At 46.8% G+C, this 19,374-nt stretch carries 13 protein-coding genes and 1 pseudogene; 8 read left to right on the top strand and 6 right to left on the bottom strand.

Going from position 1 to position 19,374, the window contains the following annotated elements:
• Window positions 1-203 precede the first annotated feature (203 nt).
• Both QUA62_RS06710 and QUA62_RS06705 read right to left on the bottom strand, forming a co-directional pair.
• Window positions 204-1,370, bottom strand: a complete 1,167-nt coding sequence (locus tag QUA62_RS06710) for a CO2 hydration protein (protein ID WP_333403180.1) — start codon at window positions 1,368-1,370, stop codon at window positions 204-206.
• 282 nt (window positions 1,371-1,652) lie between these two features.
• Complete coding sequence (locus tag QUA62_RS06705; protein WP_333403178.1) at window positions 1,653-3,167, bottom strand: NADH-quinone oxidoreductase subunit M; 1,515 nt, start codon at window positions 3,165-3,167, stop codon at window positions 1,653-1,655.
• Between the two features lie 128 nt (window positions 3,168-3,295).
• On the opposite strand from QUA62_RS06705, the gene QUA62_RS06700 reads away from it, so the two are divergent.
• On the top strand, window positions 3,296-3,907 hold the full coding sequence (locus QUA62_RS06700; RefSeq protein WP_333403176.1) for a Uma2 family endonuclease: 612 nt from the start codon (window positions 3,296-3,298) through the stop codon (window positions 3,905-3,907).
• A 135-nt stretch (window positions 3,908-4,042) separates the two neighbouring features.
• Here the strand turns inward: QUA62_RS06700 and QUA62_RS06695 are convergent, their stop codons facing one another.
• Window positions 4,043-5,917, bottom strand: a complete 1,875-nt coding sequence (locus QUA62_RS06695; protein ID WP_333403174.1) for an NAD(P)H-quinone oxidoreductase subunit F — start codon at window positions 5,915-5,917, stop codon at window positions 4,043-4,045.
• Between the two features lie 623 nt (window positions 5,918-6,540).
• Between QUA62_RS06695 and QUA62_RS06690 the strand changes: the two genes are divergently transcribed.
• The 7 genes from QUA62_RS06690 (at window position 6,541) to QUA62_RS06660 (ending at window position 13,067) form a co-directional block, all read left to right on the top strand.
• On the top strand, window positions 6,541-6,852 hold the full coding sequence (locus QUA62_RS06690; protein WP_006635059.1) for a carbon dioxide-concentrating mechanism protein CcmK: 312 nt from the start codon (window positions 6,541-6,543) through the stop codon (window positions 6,850-6,852).
• Between the two features lie 96 nt (window positions 6,853-6,948).
• Window positions 6,949-7,290, top strand: coding sequence for a carbon dioxide-concentrating mechanism protein CcmK (locus QUA62_RS06685; protein WP_006635058.1), 342 nt, complete (start codon window positions 6,949-6,951; stop codon window positions 7,288-7,290).
• A gap of 263 nt (window positions 7,291-7,553) precedes the next feature.
• Window positions 7,554-7,859, top strand: coding sequence for a EutN/CcmL family microcompartment protein (locus tag QUA62_RS06680; RefSeq protein WP_006635057.1), 306 nt, complete (start codon window positions 7,554-7,556; stop codon window positions 7,857-7,859).
• A 118-nt stretch (window positions 7,860-7,977) separates the two neighbouring features.
• Window positions 7,978-9,630 carry a ribulose bisphosphate carboxylase small subunit gene (locus QUA62_RS06675; protein ID WP_333403172.1) on the top strand — a complete coding sequence of 551 codons (1,653 nt, stop codon included), beginning with the start codon at window positions 7,978-7,980 and terminating at the stop codon, window positions 9,628-9,630.
• Window positions 9,631-9,919: 289 nt separating this feature from the next.
• Complete coding sequence (locus tag QUA62_RS06670) at window positions 9,920-10,597, top strand: carbon dioxide concentrating mechanism protein (RefSeq protein ID WP_333403170.1); 678 nt, start codon at window positions 9,920-9,922, stop codon at window positions 10,595-10,597.
• Window positions 10,598-10,802: 205 nt separating this feature from the next.
• A complete protein-coding gene (locus tag QUA62_RS06665; protein WP_190658091.1) occupies window positions 10,803-11,576 on the top strand; it encodes a BMC domain-containing protein in 774 nt (257 codons plus the stop codon).
• A gap of 450 nt (window positions 11,577-12,026) precedes the next feature.
• A complete protein-coding gene (locus QUA62_RS06660; protein ID WP_190658088.1) occupies window positions 12,027-13,067 on the top strand; it encodes a tetratricopeptide repeat protein in 1,041 nt (346 codons plus the stop codon).
• A gap of 85 nt (window positions 13,068-13,152) precedes the next feature.
• Here the strand turns inward: QUA62_RS06660 and QUA62_RS06655 are convergent.
• The 3 genes and pseudogenes from QUA62_RS06655 to QUA62_RS06645 all read right to left on the bottom strand — a co-directional run.
• A pseudogene (locus tag QUA62_RS06655) lies at window positions 13,153-13,530 on the bottom strand (transposase); the annotation flags it as partial.
• 193 nt (window positions 13,531-13,723) lie between these two features.
• Window positions 13,724-14,881: an aldo/keto reductase gene (locus QUA62_RS06650; protein ID WP_333403167.1), complete on the bottom strand. Its 1,158-nt coding sequence runs from the start codon at window positions 14,879-14,881 to the stop codon at window positions 13,724-13,726.
• 123 nt (window positions 14,882-15,004) lie between these two features.
• Complete coding sequence (locus QUA62_RS06645) at window positions 15,005-19,345, bottom strand: amino acid adenylation domain-containing protein (protein WP_333403165.1); 4,341 nt, start codon at window positions 19,343-19,345, stop codon at window positions 15,005-15,007.
• Window positions 19,346-19,374 lie beyond the last annotated feature (29 nt).

Genomic DNA, 19,374 nt, shown 5'->3' with positions numbered 1-19,374 from the left:
TGTTTGGTAGTCAGGACTTCAGTCCTCATAAAAGTTTGAGGACTGAAGTTTTCACTACTTGCCTTATAACAGCTATTTGACGGGACGTGATATCATTTCGATCGCCAGGATGAGCTTTCGCGCTCCAAAAGAAAGCAATTGCCCAAGCAGGTAATATTGTTGCAACTTCGAGAGACATTGCGCCCTAAAAACCAGTCGCCCTTCTACCGTTCTGGGAACAACTGACAGGCCCGGTTAGTTGGCTGATTTGCCCAATCCAAGCGAGAATTCCCAAATCGATCCATCCAACCTTCCAAATAAGCTCGATTAGCCTTTTTTTCCTCTGGATCGGAGGTATTCATTGGATGAGGTGCTAAACCCAAAATAGTCGCCGTCGTCACGCAAAACATCGACTTTTGAAAACTCTGACAAATTTGCACCCGCACATCGTCTTCACCGCGACAGCTAGTGCGATAAACTTCCTGCAAATACTCCGGCAAATAATGCCGCATATCTTGCATCAATTGAGTTGGCGGAATCCCTGCACCTCCAATAGGTAAAGGGTCAGCAAACAAAGCCCCGTAGGCAAATTCTTTTTGTTCTCCCGGAATTTGATGAGCTTGAGCATTGTATGAAACTGTGCCAAAAAACGCCGTGCCCCGAAAGAAAACAGCCTCTACATAAGGCACGGCTACATCTGGTAAAAATGTCAAATTAGCCGTCGCTGGCAGGATATCGTAGACTTGAGAGCCAATCTTGACGCTGTAGGTAATCGGTAGGCTGGCTGCGGCGACTAAACCGGCTTTGACAAAATCAACTACATCAGAAATAGACTTAGTTTCCCCTCGATCGTAGGAATCAGATAAGTCCATAAACAAATCGCTCATTACCCGCCAAAACTGACCGAGACCGGTGTAGTAAGCCAGCATCCTCACTTGTTCCGGCAAAAAATCAGGAAATGCTTTGTTTAGTCCCTGCATGAAAAAATTGCCTTTCAGCTTAGCCGCGATCGCCTTTTCGGCCAAACTGCTAAATTCCGGGGAATCCAAATAACTGTCCAAACCCCCGCCGCCGTGCCAAAGCATTGTTTTCATGCAATACTCAGCATACTCAAAATTAATCCTGTCGTGCCACAAATAGCGAATTAATTTGGGCAGAGTCACATCTCCGTTGAAATATTTAAAAAACGGAAAAAGCACTAAAAACTGTTCTTCGGCAATATAATTGAGATTGCGAGAATAGGCATCTAAAACAATACCATAACTTTTCAGCACGCCGACAACTTCAACCACATTTTCCGTAGATTCAGGCAGTAAAGCTTTGCCTGATTCCAAGAGGTCAATGTATGCGGATAGGGGATGGGCCGAGGGTTTTAATACGGTACTTTTCATCGCGAGTTAGCCTGAATTTAAAACTATTTTTTTACTGTTTATAACTCTGCTATTATATCATTTTTGGTAATGTTTGCTACATAACAACACAAACCTTTACTTTTTTGTGATATAAAAATAGCTCCCTTCCAAGAAGCACTCTCTCTCGAAGAAACCGGAGTTTTTACGGTTTATGCAGGCTGCGTTTGTTTGTAGTGAGTATGGCCGTCCTCACACTTGTAGGATGACTGGCATTCCTCACTACAAACGAATTGGATTGCGGTCGAGCGACCTGACATCCTATCAGTCTAAGTGATGAGCAATCACTTTAACTTGCGGTGGCACATTAGCTGCCATTGCGATCGCAGTTTTTTCGCTCAAAGCAACTAAAACTCCCGGCTGCACTCCCATGATTGCGATAATTATTGCTAAAATCAGCGAAGGGATGCGATCGCGCCAGCGGACTTGCGGCAAATTTACCACCAAATCCGAAAGGCGGCCGAAAAAGGCGCGGTTGACCATAATTAAAAAGTAAACTGAAGTTAAACCCGTGCCGATCATGCAGAGGAAAGTTTGCACCGGAAACACTGGCAAACTGCCCCGAAATATCAAAAATTCAGCAATAAATCCAGCCAAACCCGGAATGCCGGCACTTGCCATCACGCCGAGGATCATTAAACTGCCAATCATCGGCAAACCGCGATCTGGATTGAATAAACCTTTGAGCACATCGATGTTGCGGGTGCCAGATTTTTTGTAAACAACGCCGACACTCAAAAATAGCAGCCCCGAAATTAAACCGTGGCTAACCATTTGCAAAACTGTTCCCAGCATACTAATGGGAGTAGCTGCGGCGCTAGCTAACAAAATGTAGCCCATGTGAGCGATCGAACTGTAAGCTACAATTTTTTTCATATCTTTTTGGGCGATCGCGCAACTCGCCCCGTAAAGCACACTCACCACCGCCCAACTCGCCAAAGTCGGCGACGCCACCGCCCACGCATCTGGAAACAAACCCAAACCAAAGCGCAGCATCCCATAAGTTCCCAGCTTCAAAAGCACCCCCGCCAGCAGCACCGAAACCGGCGTCGAAGCTTCTACGTGAGCATCCGGCAGCCAAGTATGAAAAGGCACCAAAGGCATCTTAATTCCAAAAGCCAGCAACACCCCTGCCAGCAAAACAATTTGCCTTACCAAAGGCAATGGCAATCCTCCTTGCAAATGCGATGCGCCCGCTGCACCCACCATATCGAAACTAGAAGCACCGCTAAGCCACCCAGTGCCCAAGAAAGCAGCCAGCAGCACAATTCCCGAAAATGCAGTATAGATTAAAAACTTAGTAGCAGCATAACCCCGGCGCTCGCCTCCCCAAATCGCAATTAACAGGTAAAGCGGAATCAATTCTACCTCAAAAAACAGGAAAAACAGCAGCAAATTTTGACATAAAAAAGCCCCTGTTACGCCGCCGGTAATTAACAGAATCAAAGAATAATAAAGTCGAGGTCTGCGGATCGACTCATCCGTAGCGTAAATAGCTACCCCTGTCAGCAGAGTATTTAAAATTACCAAAGGCAGAGACAAACCATCAACACCGAGATTGTAATTCAATCCCAAAACATCTATCCAAGGAATAAATTCCGAAAACTGCAACTGACTGGTACTGGCATCAAACTGAACTGCCAAAATTACCGAAAGAATAAAAGTTATACCCGCAATGGCGATCGCGACATTCCGAACTATTTTAGAACTCACTGAACCGGGCCAGAGCCCAATCAGGGCAGCAGCCAACATTGGTATCCAGATTAAAGCACTGAGCATCAATTAAAACTTTCCTTTGTTACACAGTATTTAGAGCTATATTTAACATTAACGCAAAGCAACTACATATAAAAGCGATCGGCTGATTTTCTTGTTAACATAGATTCCAATGTCTCTGGAATCCTCCTATGACCTCAAGTCTTACAGATCGAGAAGATTTGCAAATTAAATCCGGTTCTCCTTCCACCCGCCTCACCGTTGCCGACTTGGAAGAACTGCAAGGTATACTCTCGGAAGCACATCTAGACTACCAACTCGAACTGGTAGACGGGAAGATTATGGTTAGGGGCCCATCAGACATTGTATCGAGCGAAATTGGACTTGAGTTTGGCAGTCTTTTGCGTAACTGGGTCAAACCCCGCAAACTCGGACGAGTGTTTGAGTCCAGCGGCGGGTTTATTCTCCCCAATTCAAATCTTACAGCACCGGACGTTTCGTTTGTGGTAGCCGATCGCCTCAAGCAAAGTAAAAGGTATTTTGCCGAACTCGTTCCCGACTTAGTTGTAGAAATCAAATCTCAGTCCGATCGCCTCAAACCCCTGCGAGAAAAAATTTTATCATTTCTCGAACTCGGAGCAAAAGTAGGAATATTAATCGACCCAGACAAACGTACAGTAACAATTTACATTCCGACTGCAGAGCCAGTGGTATTGAGAGACGGCGACATGATTTCAATTCCCGAACTTTTGCCCGGTTGGGAAGTTGCGGTGACAGAATTGTGGCCGATCGATTTTGAGTAAAATGAGATAAAAAAGCAGACAAACCCAGACTAAAATCATCTGCGTTCATCTGCCCTCATCTGCGGTTTAAAATTAAATAAAACTAGATCCCAAGCAGACAAATCCAGAATAAATTCATCTGCCAACCTCTGCGGTTTAAAACTGCCAAATAATCAACGCCAGCAACACAGCAACCCCCCCCGCAATAGTCAACACATAAAACTGCAACTGACCGGTGCCGCTGTACTTCAACCCTTCACCGCTGAAAATTGTGGCAAAACCGAACAAATTCACCGCCCCGTCCACCACATACTTATCAGTCCAAGCGCTGATTTTAGAAATAAAAGCCACAGCCCAAACGACAGTCAAGCGGTAAACTCGATCGATATAAAAATCGTAAGCAAACAAATCCTGCAACGCCGGCACCGGCAGTCGTACCGGTCGAGGTAAAACGCCGTACCAATAAATCGCCACCCCAACCGCAACGCCAATCAACCCAGATAACAACAACAGCGGCGTATCCAGCGTCTTCAAAAGCAAATTTAAAGCATCAAAATCTCCCGTTTCCGCCCAAGGCCCAGTCCAACTAATTAATAGTTGCCACTCCTGCAACATCCAAGGCACCAACAGCCCCATCACCGTCAAAATTACCATCGGCAAAGCCATCTGCCAACCGACTTCCGGAGCTCTGCGAGTTTTCGGCTGCGGTTTTCCCACAAACACTAAACCGAATATGCGAGTTAAATTTAGCGCTGTCAAACCGTTAACTAAAAGCAGCACAATTACCAACCACAAAGGCACCGTCCAAAAACCGTTGAGCCAGCGCCGCATCGCCCAAAAGTTGCCCAGAGGCAACAGCGCTACCATCCCCGCAGCGCCTACTAAATAAGCCGTAGTCGTGGCAGGCATCTTCGACCACAACCCACCCATTTCTGTTAAATCTTGAGTGTTAGTTGTGGTAATAATTGACCCTACGCTCATGAATAATAGGCCCTTGGCGATCGAGTGGGCGAACAGCAACAGCAAAGCAATGTCAACTTGATTTAGCCCCACGGCGATAAACACCAAACCCATAGAAGCGCTGGTAGAATGCGATAGTGCTCTTTTGATGTCGATTTGGGCGATCGCCACCAAGGAAGCGCCAACAGCCGTCACCGCACCCAAAACCACCAGCACAGCATCTGCGACCGGGGAAAGCGCTAAAACAGGCTGAAGTTTAATCAAAACATAAGCCCCAGCGCCCACAACTACGGTATTCCTCATAATCGAAGCCGGGTTGGGCCCTTCCATCGCCTCGTCAAGCCACAAATGGAAGGGAAATTGAGCGCACTTTGCCGTAGGTGCGGAGATTAAAGCCAAACCTAAAAGAGTCGCGACTACAGGAGACAAAGTTGCAGTTTCAGCCCATGTTTCCAAATCGGAAAAATTCAAACTTCCCGCTAAAGTTGAAAGCGTCACTACTCCCATCAGCAGTGGCACGTCTCCTACACGCTTGGTTAAAAACGCATCTCTAGCGGCTGTTACTACCAGCGGTTGAGCGTACCAAAACCCGACTAACAAGTAAGTTGAAAGCGTCAGCACTTCCAACAAAGCGTAAGTTAGAAGCAGCGAGTCGCTAATGGCAATGCCGCTAATTGCTGCTTCAAAAAAACCCATCAGCCCAAAAAATCGAGCTAGCGCCCAGTCTTTTTCCATGTAGCCGAGAGCGTAAATTTGTGCTAGCAAACTCAGAACACTAACTAACTCCATTGCTCCGACGCTGACTGTGGAGATTTCTATTGCAAAAGACAAATCTAAATCGGCTGCTTGCACCCAGTGCACGAGCAACTGTTGGGGCGGTTGATCCCAAGTCGCTGTAAAAATAACTGACCCGTGCAGGAAAGCCAACACCGTCATCAGCAAATTGAAGTAAGCTGCAGGTCTCGGGCCAGTTCTGCGAACGGTGCCGGTAGACCACGGCAAAGTTAAAATTGCGCCTATCAAGCCATATAAAGGTACCCACCAACAGGCTTGGAGGAGAAATTGAGTCATTTAATTTATCCCTTAAACTTCAAATTACTGGCTGCCTTTATACAAAAACAGTCGCAGGCGATCGCGCGAGACCCTAAAACTTTGACTAAACCCGATCGTATAGTTGTGGCAAAATAATTTGCACTCCAGATTAACTATACATTAAAGCATCAAAACTGATAATTCTCTCAAGACAAAATTAGTAGCTGAGCAGACGAGGCACTCAAAGAAAAAAATGCCTGCCGATCGGCCAAGACTGCTTTTTTGCCGATTTCCCCGCGATCCCCCTTTGGGAATCCCCAAGTTTCCCGGCAGTGCTCCGCTCCGGCTTCACATACCGAACTCTACTTTATATGAGTATTATTACTTACTTTAATCCTCCTCGCCGTCGGCATCCACCCCTCTCTATATTAAGATTATTAAATAAATATTAAAATATTTTAAGTAACATAAAAAATTTTAATTTTTGTTATTAAACATTATGATGTTAGTTTATATTGTCAAGGTGGACAGCTTCCCCTATTCTTATAGGATAGGAAGCTTTACACTGCATTACTAAAAAATGTGGGCCTCCCCGTCCAAATTTTTAGATTTCTCAAAGATTTGTAACGGTAATTTCGCTCATCCTCAAAGGAGATTCAAAAATGTCAATTGCCGTGGGAATGATTGAGACAAAAGGTTTTCCCGCTGTTGTGGAAGCTGCCGATGCTATGGTCAAAGCTGCCCGCGTTACCCTCGTGGGCTATGAAAAAATCGGCAGCGCCCGCGTCACAGTAATTGTGCGCGGCAACGTGTCGGAAGTCCAAGCCTCAGTCGCCGCAGGAGTGGAATCCGTCAAGCGCGTGAACGGCGGAGAAGTCGTCTCTACCCACATTATCGCTCGCCCCCACGAAAACCTAGAATACGTTCTGCCGATTCGATATACAGAAGCAGTAGAACAGTTCCGAGGCTACTAAGTTCTTAGCGCACAAAAAATTCCTTAAACGAAAATTTGTGCGATTGTCAAAAATTAACAGTTTAGTTCCCCCAATATTCAATCAGGAGTAAAACCAATGGCAATTGCAGTTGGCATGATCGAAACCTTAGGCTTTCCCGCAGTGGTAGAAGCCGCTGACGCGATGGTCAAAGCAGCCCGCGTCACCTTGGTAGGCTACGAAAAAATCGGTAGCGCTCGGGTTACGGTAATTGTAAGAGGAGATGTCTCGGAAGTGCAAGCTTCTGTCGCAGCCGGAGTAGAGTCAGTGAAGCGCGTTAACGGCGGACAAGTGATGTCCACCCACATTATCGCCCGCCCTCACGAAAACTTAGAGTACGTGTTGCCCATTCGCTACACCGAAGCTGTAGAACAGTTCCGCGAAGGCGTGAGCGGCATTCGCCCCCTCAACAGATCTTAAGACAGGCGATCGGCTGTTAGGGGCGTTTGGTAATTAAAAATTAAAAATTAAAAATCGCGCTGTTTTTGATTTAGCATTTTTAATTTTTAATTGAGGTGGGTATGGGATATTGGTTATTAGTCATGAGTCAGGAGTCATTAGTCATTAGTTACTAGACGAAGCTCTAAAAAGCGGACAGCGGACTGAGGAAAGAGCTAATTAAAAAAAGACAAGTGACACTGTAAAAATGACAGTTACCAATTACCTATTACCTATTACCTAAAATGCAAATGGCCAAAGTTCTCGGCACAGTTGTCAGTACCCAAAAAGAGCCGACGCTGAGAGGATCGAAATTTCTACTGCTGCAATTCATCGATGAGGAAGGTTCGCCAGTTCCCGGCTATGAGGTAGCCGCTGACTGTGTGGGTGCTGGTATCGATGAATGGGTTTTAGTAACCCGAGGCAGCGCAGCCCGGATTGCACCCGGAAGCGAAAACCGTCCGATCGATGCTCTGGTAGTAGGCATTATAGATACTGTCAATGTAGAAAATCGCCTCATTTACAGTAAAAAAGACGACCCATACGGCTAGTTGCAACCGTTAGCAGTTAGCAGTTAGTGGAAAAATAACTAACAACTAACAACTAACAACTAACAACTAACAACTAACAACTAACAAAAAGATTTTTCAGTTTAGGAGAACTTAATTTATGGCAGTCCGCAACGTTGCGGCTCCCCCGACGCCTTGGTCGAAAAACTTGGCTGAGCCCAAAATTCACGATACCGCATTCGTACATTCCTTTTCTAACATTATTGGGGATGTGCATATCGGTTCTAATGTGATGATTGCCCCGGGGACATCTATCCGCGCCGATGAAGGCACTCCTTTTTATATCGGACAAGGAAGCAACATTCAAGACGGAGTAGTGATTCACGGCCTAGAACAAGGCCGAGTCACAGGAGACGACGGCAAGTCCTATTCTGTGTGGGTGGGGAAAAATACTTCCCTCACCCACATGAGTTTAATTCACGGCCCTGCCTACGTGGGCGAGGATAGCTTTATCGGCTTTCGCTCTACGGTGTTCAATGCCAGAGTGGGCAAAGGCTGCATTGTCATGATGCACGTACTAATTAAAGATGTGGAGATTCCCGCCGGTAAGTACGTGCCTTCGGGAGCCATCATCACTAATCAGAAGCAAGCCGATCGCTTGCCTGACGTTCAAGATTCTGACGTTCAATTTGCGACCCATGTCATCGGCATCAATGACGCTCTGAGAACGGGTTATCGCTGCGCTGAGAACATCGCCTGTCTAGCACCAATTCGCAACGAGAAAAGTACAGACCCAAATATGACTCAAACCAAATATTCTACCAATGCCGGCACCCAATTGAGTCCAACTCTTGCCGATAGCATCCGCAATTTACTAGCCCAAGGATACAGCGTGGGAGCTGAACACGCCGACGCGCGCCGCTTCCGTACCGGTTCTTGGCGCACTTGCGGCCCGATTTCCTCAACCCGCGACTCTGAAGTAATCGCGGCTTTGTCAGCTTGCATGGCTGAACACCAAGGAGAATACGTCCGCTTGATCGGGATTGACACCAAAGCCAAGCGCCGCGTACTAGAAGAAATCGTCCAAAGACCGGGAGACAATGGCTCTAACGGTTCTAACGGTGCAAAAACTTACCAATCTAACGGTAAAGTTGCACAAGCCGGACACCACAATGCCGGTTCCGTGTCAAGCGGGAAATTGAGTGCCGAAACAGTGGCTCAGGTTCGCAGCTTGCTAGCTCAAGGCTACAAAGTGGGTACGGAACACGCCGACGCGCGCCGCTTCCGCACAGGTTCTTGGCAAAGCGGGGCTTCGCTGCAAGTGAGAAACGAATCTGAGGCGATCGCCGCTTTGGAAGCTGTGATGAACGAGTACCCGGGCGAATACGTGCGCTTGATCGGGATTGACCCGAAAGCTAAGCGACGCATAGTTGAAGAAATTATTCAGCGTCCCGACGGCCCGGTTGGTCAATCGGCTCAGCCGGCCGCAACATCTAAGTCGGCAGCAACATCGGGATACAAAGCAGCTTCGACTGGTGCCGCGAGCAGCGGAAGTTTGACCGGCAAGACGATCGACCAAATCCGCAACCTGCTTTCCCAAGGCTACAAAATTGGCACGGAACACGCCGACGCGCGCCGTTTCCGCACCGGTTCTTGGAACAGTTGCGCGCCGATCGCATCCAACCGCGAATCCGAAGTGATTTCGGCTCTCGAAAGCTGTCTCAAAGAACACAGCGGCGAGTACGTCCGCTTGCTTGGCATCGACTCCAAGGCGAAGCGCCGGGTACTCGAAGAAATTATCCAACGACCTTAATTTGCCTGGTAATTAGCCTGTTTCTCCCGTTAAGCCCTCGCACAGGGGCCAACGGGAGAAACCCCAGCGGATTGAAGTTGGATTTGAGATAGTTAAAAAGCTCGATTGAGAAATGTTGGTCAAAATTTAGAATCTTCTGAAAGTTTCTATAAAACGTTAAAGCATCAAGCTTCTCAGTATTAGTAAATTATCGTTTCTTAGATTGACATGGTTAAATTTATCAGTCGAGAAAACCCATAATTTAAAGTCCTTTTATCGAAAAAAATAGCTCCTTTCATGGTGAAGTCGAATGTATTTATCGCCACTGCAATTAAGTAGCAACTCTCAGATTTTGATGAGTGGCGATGTAGTTGTGAATGAGGGTGCGGCGATCGCCCCTGGAGCAATCCTGCAAGCAGCTCCGGGCAGCCGGATCTCGATCGCCGCCGGTGCCTGTATCGGTATGGGAGTTATCCTTCACGCCCGTGAAGGTACTCTGGAAATCGCGGCGGGCGCTATTCTAGGTGCAGGAGTTCTGGTGGTAGGTGCGGGAACGATCGGGGAAAATGCCTGTATTGGCGCCGGGACGACCCTAATCAATCCTTGTATCGACAAAATGCAAATTATGGCAGCAGGTTCTCTAATCGGAGATACCAGCCGCCAAGCCGCCGCAGAAGCAACCGCAACAGCGCCAACAGCAGCGCCAACATCACCAGAAACCCCCGAAGCCCCTACGCCACCAGTCGATCGACCGATCGAGCAGATCGAGCCGCCACAACCCGCCCAAACACCGCCTCAAACTGCGCCGGAGACTGCCCCAGAGCCGCCGGAATCCACCGCCGCAGAGCCGCCCCAACCAGGGGAAACGCCAACTATTCTGTACGGCCAAGCTCACATCAATCGACTGCTGGGGACGCTGTTTCCACACCGGCAAGCTTTTAATCGATCGGAGGAAAACGGCCAAACTCTATCGGGCGGTTCCGGGTAGCCGTCATTTCGGCAAAAGGCAGCTATGCTGAAGGCAGAAAGATCAAATATAAATAGGTAATCTCATATTATTGGTAGCTCAGCAATTTGTCAGGCCTTGCAGCAGCAATCAGTGTATTGTAGCTCGTGCAGTCTGTCTTCTCATCTGAGAAACTATAAACTATCAACAAATTTTTATTTTGGGAAGTTTCTAAGGGTAATAGAAGATGGACGGACAAACAGATCGTAACAGTCACGAAGAGCGATCGCAGCGCCAGGAATACTTCAAAGACACTGCTTTGGGTTTGGTATCCACCAAGAGTTTTCCGGCAATTGTGGGGACTGCTGACATGATGCTGAAGTCGGCAGGAGTGATTTTAGTAGGATACGAAAAAATTGGTTCCGGTCACTGTACCGCGATCGTCCGGGGCAGAATTTCGGATGTGCGTTTGGCTGTGGAAGCTGGAGCTCAAACTGCCGAACAGTTCGGGCAGTTTGTTTCTAAGTTGGTGATTGCTAGACCTTTGGCTAATTTGGAAGTGGTTTTGCCGATCGGCTTTCGCCTGACTCAACTGTCGGAAAAAGGCAGTTATTCTCGGCTTAGCAATCAGGCGATCGGTTTGCTCGAAACCCGGGGATTTCCGGCAATGGTCGGCGCTTGCGACGCTATGCTCAAATCCGCAGACGTACACTTGGCAGCTTACGAGAAAATAGGCGCCGGTTTGTGTACGGCAATTATTCGCGGTGCAGTAGCAGATGTAGCAGTAGCCGTAGAAGCCGGGATGTACGAAGCTGAGCGAATTGGCGAGTTGAACGCGGTGATGGTAATTCCGAGGCCTTTGGAAGATTTGGAACAAACTTTACCGCTGGCGAGTTGCTGGATCGAGCAGCGTCAACCTGTGATGATGCCCGTGTCGGTTAAGGAAAAGGAACAAGAATTGATCGAACTTCCAGATTTGGAGAAATTGACTGTTTATGTGGAAGAGGAAATCAATCGGTAATTGGTAATTAGGCAACAAAAGTTTGTAGAGACGTACTACCGCAAATACTGAGACGAAGTTTGTCAAAAAAATATAGAGTTTACTCGGTAGGACTGCTGGCAACAATTTATACTGAGTAGCGGTATCAAACTTAATTTGCCGATCGAGCCGATCGCCGCCGCATCAAGAGACACAGAACACCAAGTAAAACTAGACTTTTGAGATCAAGTCGATCGTCGGGTAAACAATCGAACTGACTAAGTAAATCCAGCCGAGGTGCAGATCCTTTCAACAGGATTTAACTACTGTTAAAATAAACCAAAAAGCCTGTTTAGGGTAGATTGCCGGGAATCATTTAAGAGTTACTCTGACCGCAGGTGGCTGCTCTTTCAACAGATTAACGGCTGTCGAACTCAAAACTGACTGCACAGGAATCAACCCCCAGCATCAAGCAATCCTGAAAGTTGACCTATGAACCTCAAACAATTTTACAAGCGCGGTTTGCACAGCGCCAAGAAAGGAAACTATGAAGCGGCACTTGAGGACTTCGATCAGATACTGCAAGTCAATCCCGCCGATGCCAAAGCCTATAACAATCGCGGCTTGGTTTACTATTACATGAAAGACTACCAAAAAGCGATCGCAGACCTCAGCCAAGCCCTAGATATCAATCCTAATTTCTTCGAGGCTTACTTGAATCGAGGCAATGCTTGGCGTCATCTCGGAGAACACGAAAAAGCAATTGATGATCTAAACTGTGCTTTAGCAAATAAGCCTAACAGCCACGCTATCTACAACAACCGGGGACTTGTACTTGCTAATTTAGGAAATTACGAAGAAGCAATAGAAGACTACAATCGAGCTCTATCTCTCAATTCCCACAATTATAAAACCTATTACAACCGGGGGCGCGCTTACTACCTTTTGGGAGAAAAAGAGGCAGCAACGGAAAACTTTAACGAAACGCTGCGGTTGAATCCTAGATATATCAAAGCTTACATAAATCGAGGTCTCTGTTACCACCAATTAGGAGACAATACGCAGGCGATCGCCGATTACAACACTGCACTTGGCATCGATCCACAAAATGTTTATGCCTATTATAACAGAGGTTGTGTTCGCTATAAATTAAAACAAATGCAGCTTGCAATTGAAGACTTTGACAAAGCAGTAAAACTCGATCCGAACTATGTTAAAGCTTATCTCAACCGGGGTTTAGCGCTGTATAAACTTGGAGATGTTACCGCAGCAAATCGAGATTTTTACCACGTAATGTGCATTAATGCTGAAGCTTATTTATACTACCAGGCCCAGCGGTGCACGCCTGATATTAATTCATACTTCAAGGAAGCGCCACAGGTAGAACTTAATAATGGTGCCGAATACTACAACACAACCTTAAATACGATGTCAACTTCCTTAAGTTCCGCAGCATTAAACGCGGTCTGGAATCAAGAAGATTTGGAGAACCGAGACTCGATTATCTGTGAAAGTGAATTTATCAATAATTGAATTAGTCAGTAATCAGGGTTCTTCCGTACTTAATGGGCTAAAATGTTACAATAATATCCAATTTTAGCACACTAAGTACGGAAGAACCATAAACATTAACTGAAACTATTCCATTATCTACTTTTCCTACACTTCCCAGATATTGTGTAGCTACATAGTCAGTTTTCCCCCCTTTTTTTTATTTATCTCCTGTTTCATTAATTACTAGGGTAATTTTCTTGCCCTTTAATTATTTGAGAATTTTTATTAATCTTTTTGGCTTCATTTCAATTACCGACCCAGGTGATTTGGTAATAAAATGATGCAACCAATGTGCAGATTTTATTGCTACTACTTTACCTATTGAGAGTAAGGGTTTTCTTGCGAGGGGTGCAATTATTCCTAAATGTAAATACTTACAACCTTCATAATTTCTTACTTCTTTAAATATGTCTTTATACTGTACACAATAGTCCTCTATCACTCTCGTTGTTGATTATGCGTCTCTCGCCAAATGTTTGAGAACTTGTAACCCTACATCCATTGCTCTGCCTCATTTGTAGCGTTTTTATCTTTTCACACTTTTATTTTAATACTCGGAGAGTGACAGAAGAGGGGTAAGGTTCGGTAACGCCATTTAAGATTTTAAGTTCAGCCGTTCTCCGGCAAGGCGAACTTCAATTTCCGTTTAACACTTGAACAATTGAATCAGTAAGTTCCTGAAAGCTTGCTCTCCCAAGCCGCGGGACAGCAGCAAGGGCTAGGTTCTCTTCTATATGTTTTGGCGCTTTCATCCCTACAAGGGCACTCAAGAGGCCAGGGGCGCTGCGGGTATATTGGAGCGCCCGCTGGCAGTCTGTCCGCAAGCGATCGCCAAAGGCCGAAGCAATCTTTTCTGGGATCTGACCGATAACCTGCGCTTCACAGATCGACCTACTGGCGATCGCGGAAATGCCTAAGCGATCGGCAGCTTCCAATACTGAGACTTGTTCTCCTTTGATTGTTTGAGTTGGGGTTAGCACCGCTTCCGGCATCCCCATATTCAAAGGAAGCTGGATAAACCGAAACCGATCTTCTCTGTTCCCAGCTACTTCCCGAGCAATGGACTTCGCGCGCGCCAGATCGATGTGGTTCCTTTCAGTTGGAGGTACGCGAAAAGCATTCCAAGTTGCCACACCGTAATTAGCAATTTTTCCAGCTAAAACCGCACCTTCAAGTACCTCAAAAACCTCTCGCAACCGATTATAAAAAGTATCGGGTTCAACTTGAGAAAGTAGCTTTTCTGGATTGTGAAGGTAGTAGACATCGATTGTCTCAATGCCGAGGTTGGCGAGGCTCCAATTAAGCTGATCTTGAATGTATTCTGGGTGGATGCAGTAACGCTCCGCAGCCAAATCTGCCATGCTGACAGTAGAGTTGTTTGGCTCAACGTACTGCTGATAAAACCACTCTACATGGTTGGGAGTTGGATGCGGAACAACGCCGCCTTTCGTACAGATAATTAGTTCATCTCTTGAGGCTTCTCCCGATTCCAGGAGACGCCGGATAGCCTTTCCGACACTCCGCTCTCCGTACTGGTAGCGGTAGTTAATTGCTGAGTCAATTAGGTTGGTACCCCGCCGAACCGATTCAACTACAGCGGACGCCACAAGAGTGTCAGTATACTCATCTGGTTCGCCAAGGTAAGTGCCAATTCCAATCGAGCTGGCAACGAGCGAGCCAGTTTCTCGGAAGTGATCGGCTGCACAATTTTTGTTGTGCCGTTCCCTGTAACGCCGCGTTCCTTCTGCGGTAGCTCTGCCTGCGATCGCGATCGCATTACTACTTCCTAACATAAAAATCTTTTGCCTTCTCTTGAATAAACTAATCAGGAATTCCGCAAGTCTAAGTGATGCTTGATTTACAATTCTCCTCAAAGTGAGCAAGGTAGAAACGCGATCGCTCGCGCCTCTACATTTTTAGACCAGATGTTTGGGAGCCTCTATTAACTGGCGATCGACGAGATAGGAAAAATAAGTCCGAAACAAACTCGCATCCGCTTGCGGGCAGATAATATTTGTTCCAGAAAGTCCCTTCAACGCATTCTGGCAATCGAATTTCAGCGTCGCAGATTTAGGCATTTCTGCTTCCGAAACTTTTTCGGAAAAAAGACCGACAAGCGGATACAACGCATTTTCTGGAGAAGAGCCCGCGCGATTGATTACTTCTGCTTGCCAAGTCTCAGAAGAAACTCGTTTGATTGGATAACCCATTGAGCAAATCCAGCCAAGCAATTCACTCATTTGAAAGGACTGAGTGTTGACTAAATGAAAAGTCTTTCCGAGCAATTCTTTTTGGCTCGAAAGATGAACTATCGCTCGGCTCACATAGTCAACAGGCGCTACATTCATCAGCTTATCGTCATCGGGCGCACATCCAAGTTGCACGCAACCAGCGATTAACCTGTACAGCAAGTCGCTGGGATTGCAGGCCCCTGTTTGGCTGTCCCCAGAAATGCGGCCTGGCCTGTAAATGCTAACAGGAATTCCGCGAGCGCGCGCGACCTCTACTAACTTTTCTGCCACCCATTTAGTCTGAGTGTAAGCGCCTTTTAGATCCTCTCCCGGAGTGAGTTCATCCTCCTCTCGCACGAGCTTAATCCCAGATTCTCCCATTGCCGAGAAAACGGAAATCGTAGAAATTAAATGGACTGGTTTTAGCTTACTTTGACTCGCCAATCTCAGAACTTCCTGCGTCCCCAAAACGTTAGCGGGTTTGAGAACCGAGTAGGGATAAGTAAACTTGACAAACGCGCCATTGTGGTAAATGACATCAATTTTACTGGCTAAAACTCCGAACTGCTCCTCGGAAAGCCCCAAAAGTGGTTGAGACAAATCTCCAGCAATTGGGATAATGCGATCGCTGCTGCTTTCATCCCAAATTAAATAGGATTCGAGGCTGCTTTGAATCCGTTTTTTGGCTGATTCTGCATCGGCTGAACGGACTAGGCAATAAATTTCTGCTTGAGTTTGTTGCAAGAGGTCGCGGAGTAAAAAGGCTCCCAAAAAGCCCGTCGCCCCTGTTAAGAGAATGCAAGCTGGCTCAGTTTTTGGCTCGCTCAATGGAGTTGCAGGGCGGATTGCCGGATCTAAAACAACTTCAGCGTTAATATCGAAACTTGCAGTGCGAGCGCCCGCAGAATCCGCCCCATGCTTCACCTCAATATTCTTTGCTAAAGCAGCGATGGTAGGCGCTTCAAAGAAACGGCGCAAGGGCAATTCCTTTTGGAAAGAATCTCTTACCTTTGCTAGCAACTGAGTAATCAGTAATGAATGTCCCCCCAAATCAAAGAAATTGTCATAAATTCCCACTTTTTCCAGCCCTAGCAGCTCCGCCCAAATCTCAGCAAGCATTTTCTCAATGGGAGTGCTAGGAGCAACAAAAGTATCTGCTAAATCGGCTCTCGCCGCCTCCGGCGCTGGCAGCGCCCGCCGGTCTATTTTTCCATTAGCCGTGAGGGGCAATGCTTTCAGTACGACAAAAGCAGAAGGAACCATGTAGTCGGGCAGTTTTTCTTTTAAAAATGACCGCAGCTCGTTAATAGCGATCGCTGATTCCCTCGCGGGTACAACATAGGCCACTAAGCGCTGATTCCCCGGTTCATTTTCCAGTAGCAAAACTACTGCTTCGCGCACAGCGGAATGTTGAGATAGCGCTGCTTCTATTTCCCCCAATTCAATGCGGAACCCTCGCAGTTTAACTTGGCTGTCGATCCGCCCTAAAAACTCAATATTTCCGTCCGGCAAATACCGAGCCAAATCTCCTGTTTTATACAGACGCGCTCCAGGTTCGGCGTCGAAGGGGTTGATGATGAATCTTTCTGCTGTTAATTGGGGTTGGTTTAGATAGCCGCGAGCTAAAGAAGCACCGCCGATGTATAACTCGCCGGACACGCCAATGGCAACTGGCTGCAAGTGCGAATCAAGTAAATAAATCTGCGCGTTATTGATAGGGCGACCGAGAGGAACTGTCTCCGAAATGCAATTTTCTCGCTTTTCAATGGGATAAGCCAGCACGCCTACGGTTGCTTCTGTTGGCCCGTAATGGTTGAAGACTGAACAGTCTGGGGCGTATTTCTGAATAGTTTCGAGCAAATTCCAACTTAAGGCCTCGCCACCAAGGATTAATCGCTTTTTCGGCAAAACCTGCGCCGGATTAGAAGCAGTTAATAAAGCTTTTAGATGGGAGGGAACGATTTTGAGACAGTCAATGGAATGCTGCTGAAAATAAGCAGCGATCGCCTCTGGATCGGTGGTGCGTTCCTGGGAAATGATGTGAAGGCTTCCTCCGGTACATAAAGCTGGAAAAATTACTGTATTTCCTAAGTCTGCTGCTAAGGTAGAAACGGTTGCGAAACTGGCACCTGATGGCAGGTTTAGCCGTTCCTGAATGCTGTAGAGGTAATTGACGAGCGATCGGTGTTCAATTGCCACTCCCTTTGGCGTGCCCGTGGAACCGGAAGTGTAAATGACATAAGCTAAATTTTCACCAGAGAGAGGGGGAGAGGGAGAGGGGGAGACAGAGGGAATTTCTGCGTCTAAGCAAACGATTTTTGCCTGAGTTTTTGGCAATTTTTCGATTAGCTGTTGTTGAGTTAATAGCACTGCCACTTCGGCATCCTGCAGCATTAAGGCGAGGCGCTCTTTTGGCATGGCCGGATCGAGTGGCAAGTACGCGCCGCCTGCTTTGAGAATGCCCAGCATTCCGGCGATCGCCTCTAAAGAGCGATCGACGCAAATGCCGACAATCACCTCTGGCTTGACACCTAATTGCTGCAAGTAATGGGCGATTTGGTTAGCGCGGGCGTTGAGTTCGCTGTAGGTAATTTGCTGATTTTCACAAACAGCAGCTATACGGTTGGGCGATCGCTCTGCTTGTTCTTCAAATAGCTGGTGCACGCACTTATCGAGCGGGTAATCTGCTTTGGTGCTGTTGAATTCTACTAATAATTGATCTCGGGCGCGATCGCTCAGCATTTCGAGCTTGCCGATTGCGGTTTGTGGGTTGCTGGCTAAACTTTGCACCACGGCGTAAAATTGCTCTGCCAAGCACCGGATACTGTTGTCTGCAAGGAAGATAGGATCGTAGTGAAACTCAGCGGCGAGCGAGTCATTTTGGCGGTGGCAAGAGAGTTTAACTTTGAAGCGATCGCAGCACGCATACTGCTTGTAAATCGAAAAATCTACGCCACTAGCCGAATGCTTTTCGAGGTGTTCCTCAAACTCGAAACCAAATGGAAAGCCCGAAGAGTTGCCTATATCTTCGGGGGAGAAATATTCTTGATACTTGTATGCTTCGCGTTCTTCCTGCTGAATTTGCTGCAAGGTTTCCGCGAAGGAAAAGTTTTCTGTTAGTTGGCCCTGCAGCGGTAAAAATTTGGCAAACAGCCCAAGCGCTGGCTCTAGTTCTTCGTATTTTCGACCGTCGAATGCCACGCCAACAGCGATCTCTGATTGGCCAATCAGCCGCCAGAGCAAAATTTTCCAGCAAGCGAGCAAGAATGTAGAAAGTGAGGTGTTGTACTGGCGGGCGATCGCTTCCACTTGAACCAGCAACGCTAACTCTAATTTGACCTCAAAAGCTTGGGGAATAAATTGAGCTGGCGCGTTAATTAATCTATTTTCCAACGGCAACCTTAAACTCGCTAGCGCTGAATAATTATGCCCAGTCCAGTATTCTTTGCCCTCCGCGGCTTCCTCATCTTCGAGCAATTCATTTTGCCATTCTGAAAATTGAATGTATTGCACAACTTCATCGGTAATTTCTTCGCCGTGAAGGCAGGCGGCATAGCACTGGCTGATTTCTTGAACCAGATTTTTTAGTGTGCGACTATCGGCGCACAGTGCGGGCAAACTAACCAGTAAAATATGCCTCTCCGATGAAAGTGTAATTAAAGACAAGTGCCAAACAGGATTGCGCTCGAAGTTGAATAAAGCGCTCTTTTCTTGCTGAAAAATCTCTTCAAGTTTGGCTTCTTGATCCTGGGGAGTCGCTTCACTTAAGTTAACCCAGTTCCACGAAACAGAGCTATGTTCGGAGATAACTTGTATAGGAATTTTTAGCCCGGCCTTTCGCTGAAAGCTTGTCCGGATAATTTCGTGACGCTCGCTAACTTTTTCTAAAGCTTTCTTTAGGTTATCAGTTTGAAGAATTCCCTCGATCGAAATAGCGGATTGAACGCGATAAGCAGGGCTGTCTTGCTGCAACAGCCACAGATATTTTTGCTGCGGTGAAATCCGAAATCCATTAATTGTTTGCATTGTTCGTATGTATCAAAGCACTACTTTAT

It is taken from the genome of Microcoleus sp. MON1_C1 (assembly GCF_036701945.1).
GTDB lineage: Bacteria > Cyanobacteriota > Cyanobacteriia > Cyanobacteriales > Microcoleaceae > Microcoleus.
The sequence above is the reverse complement of the archived record's forward strand: the minus strand, read 5'-3'. Positions and strand labels throughout refer to the sequence as shown.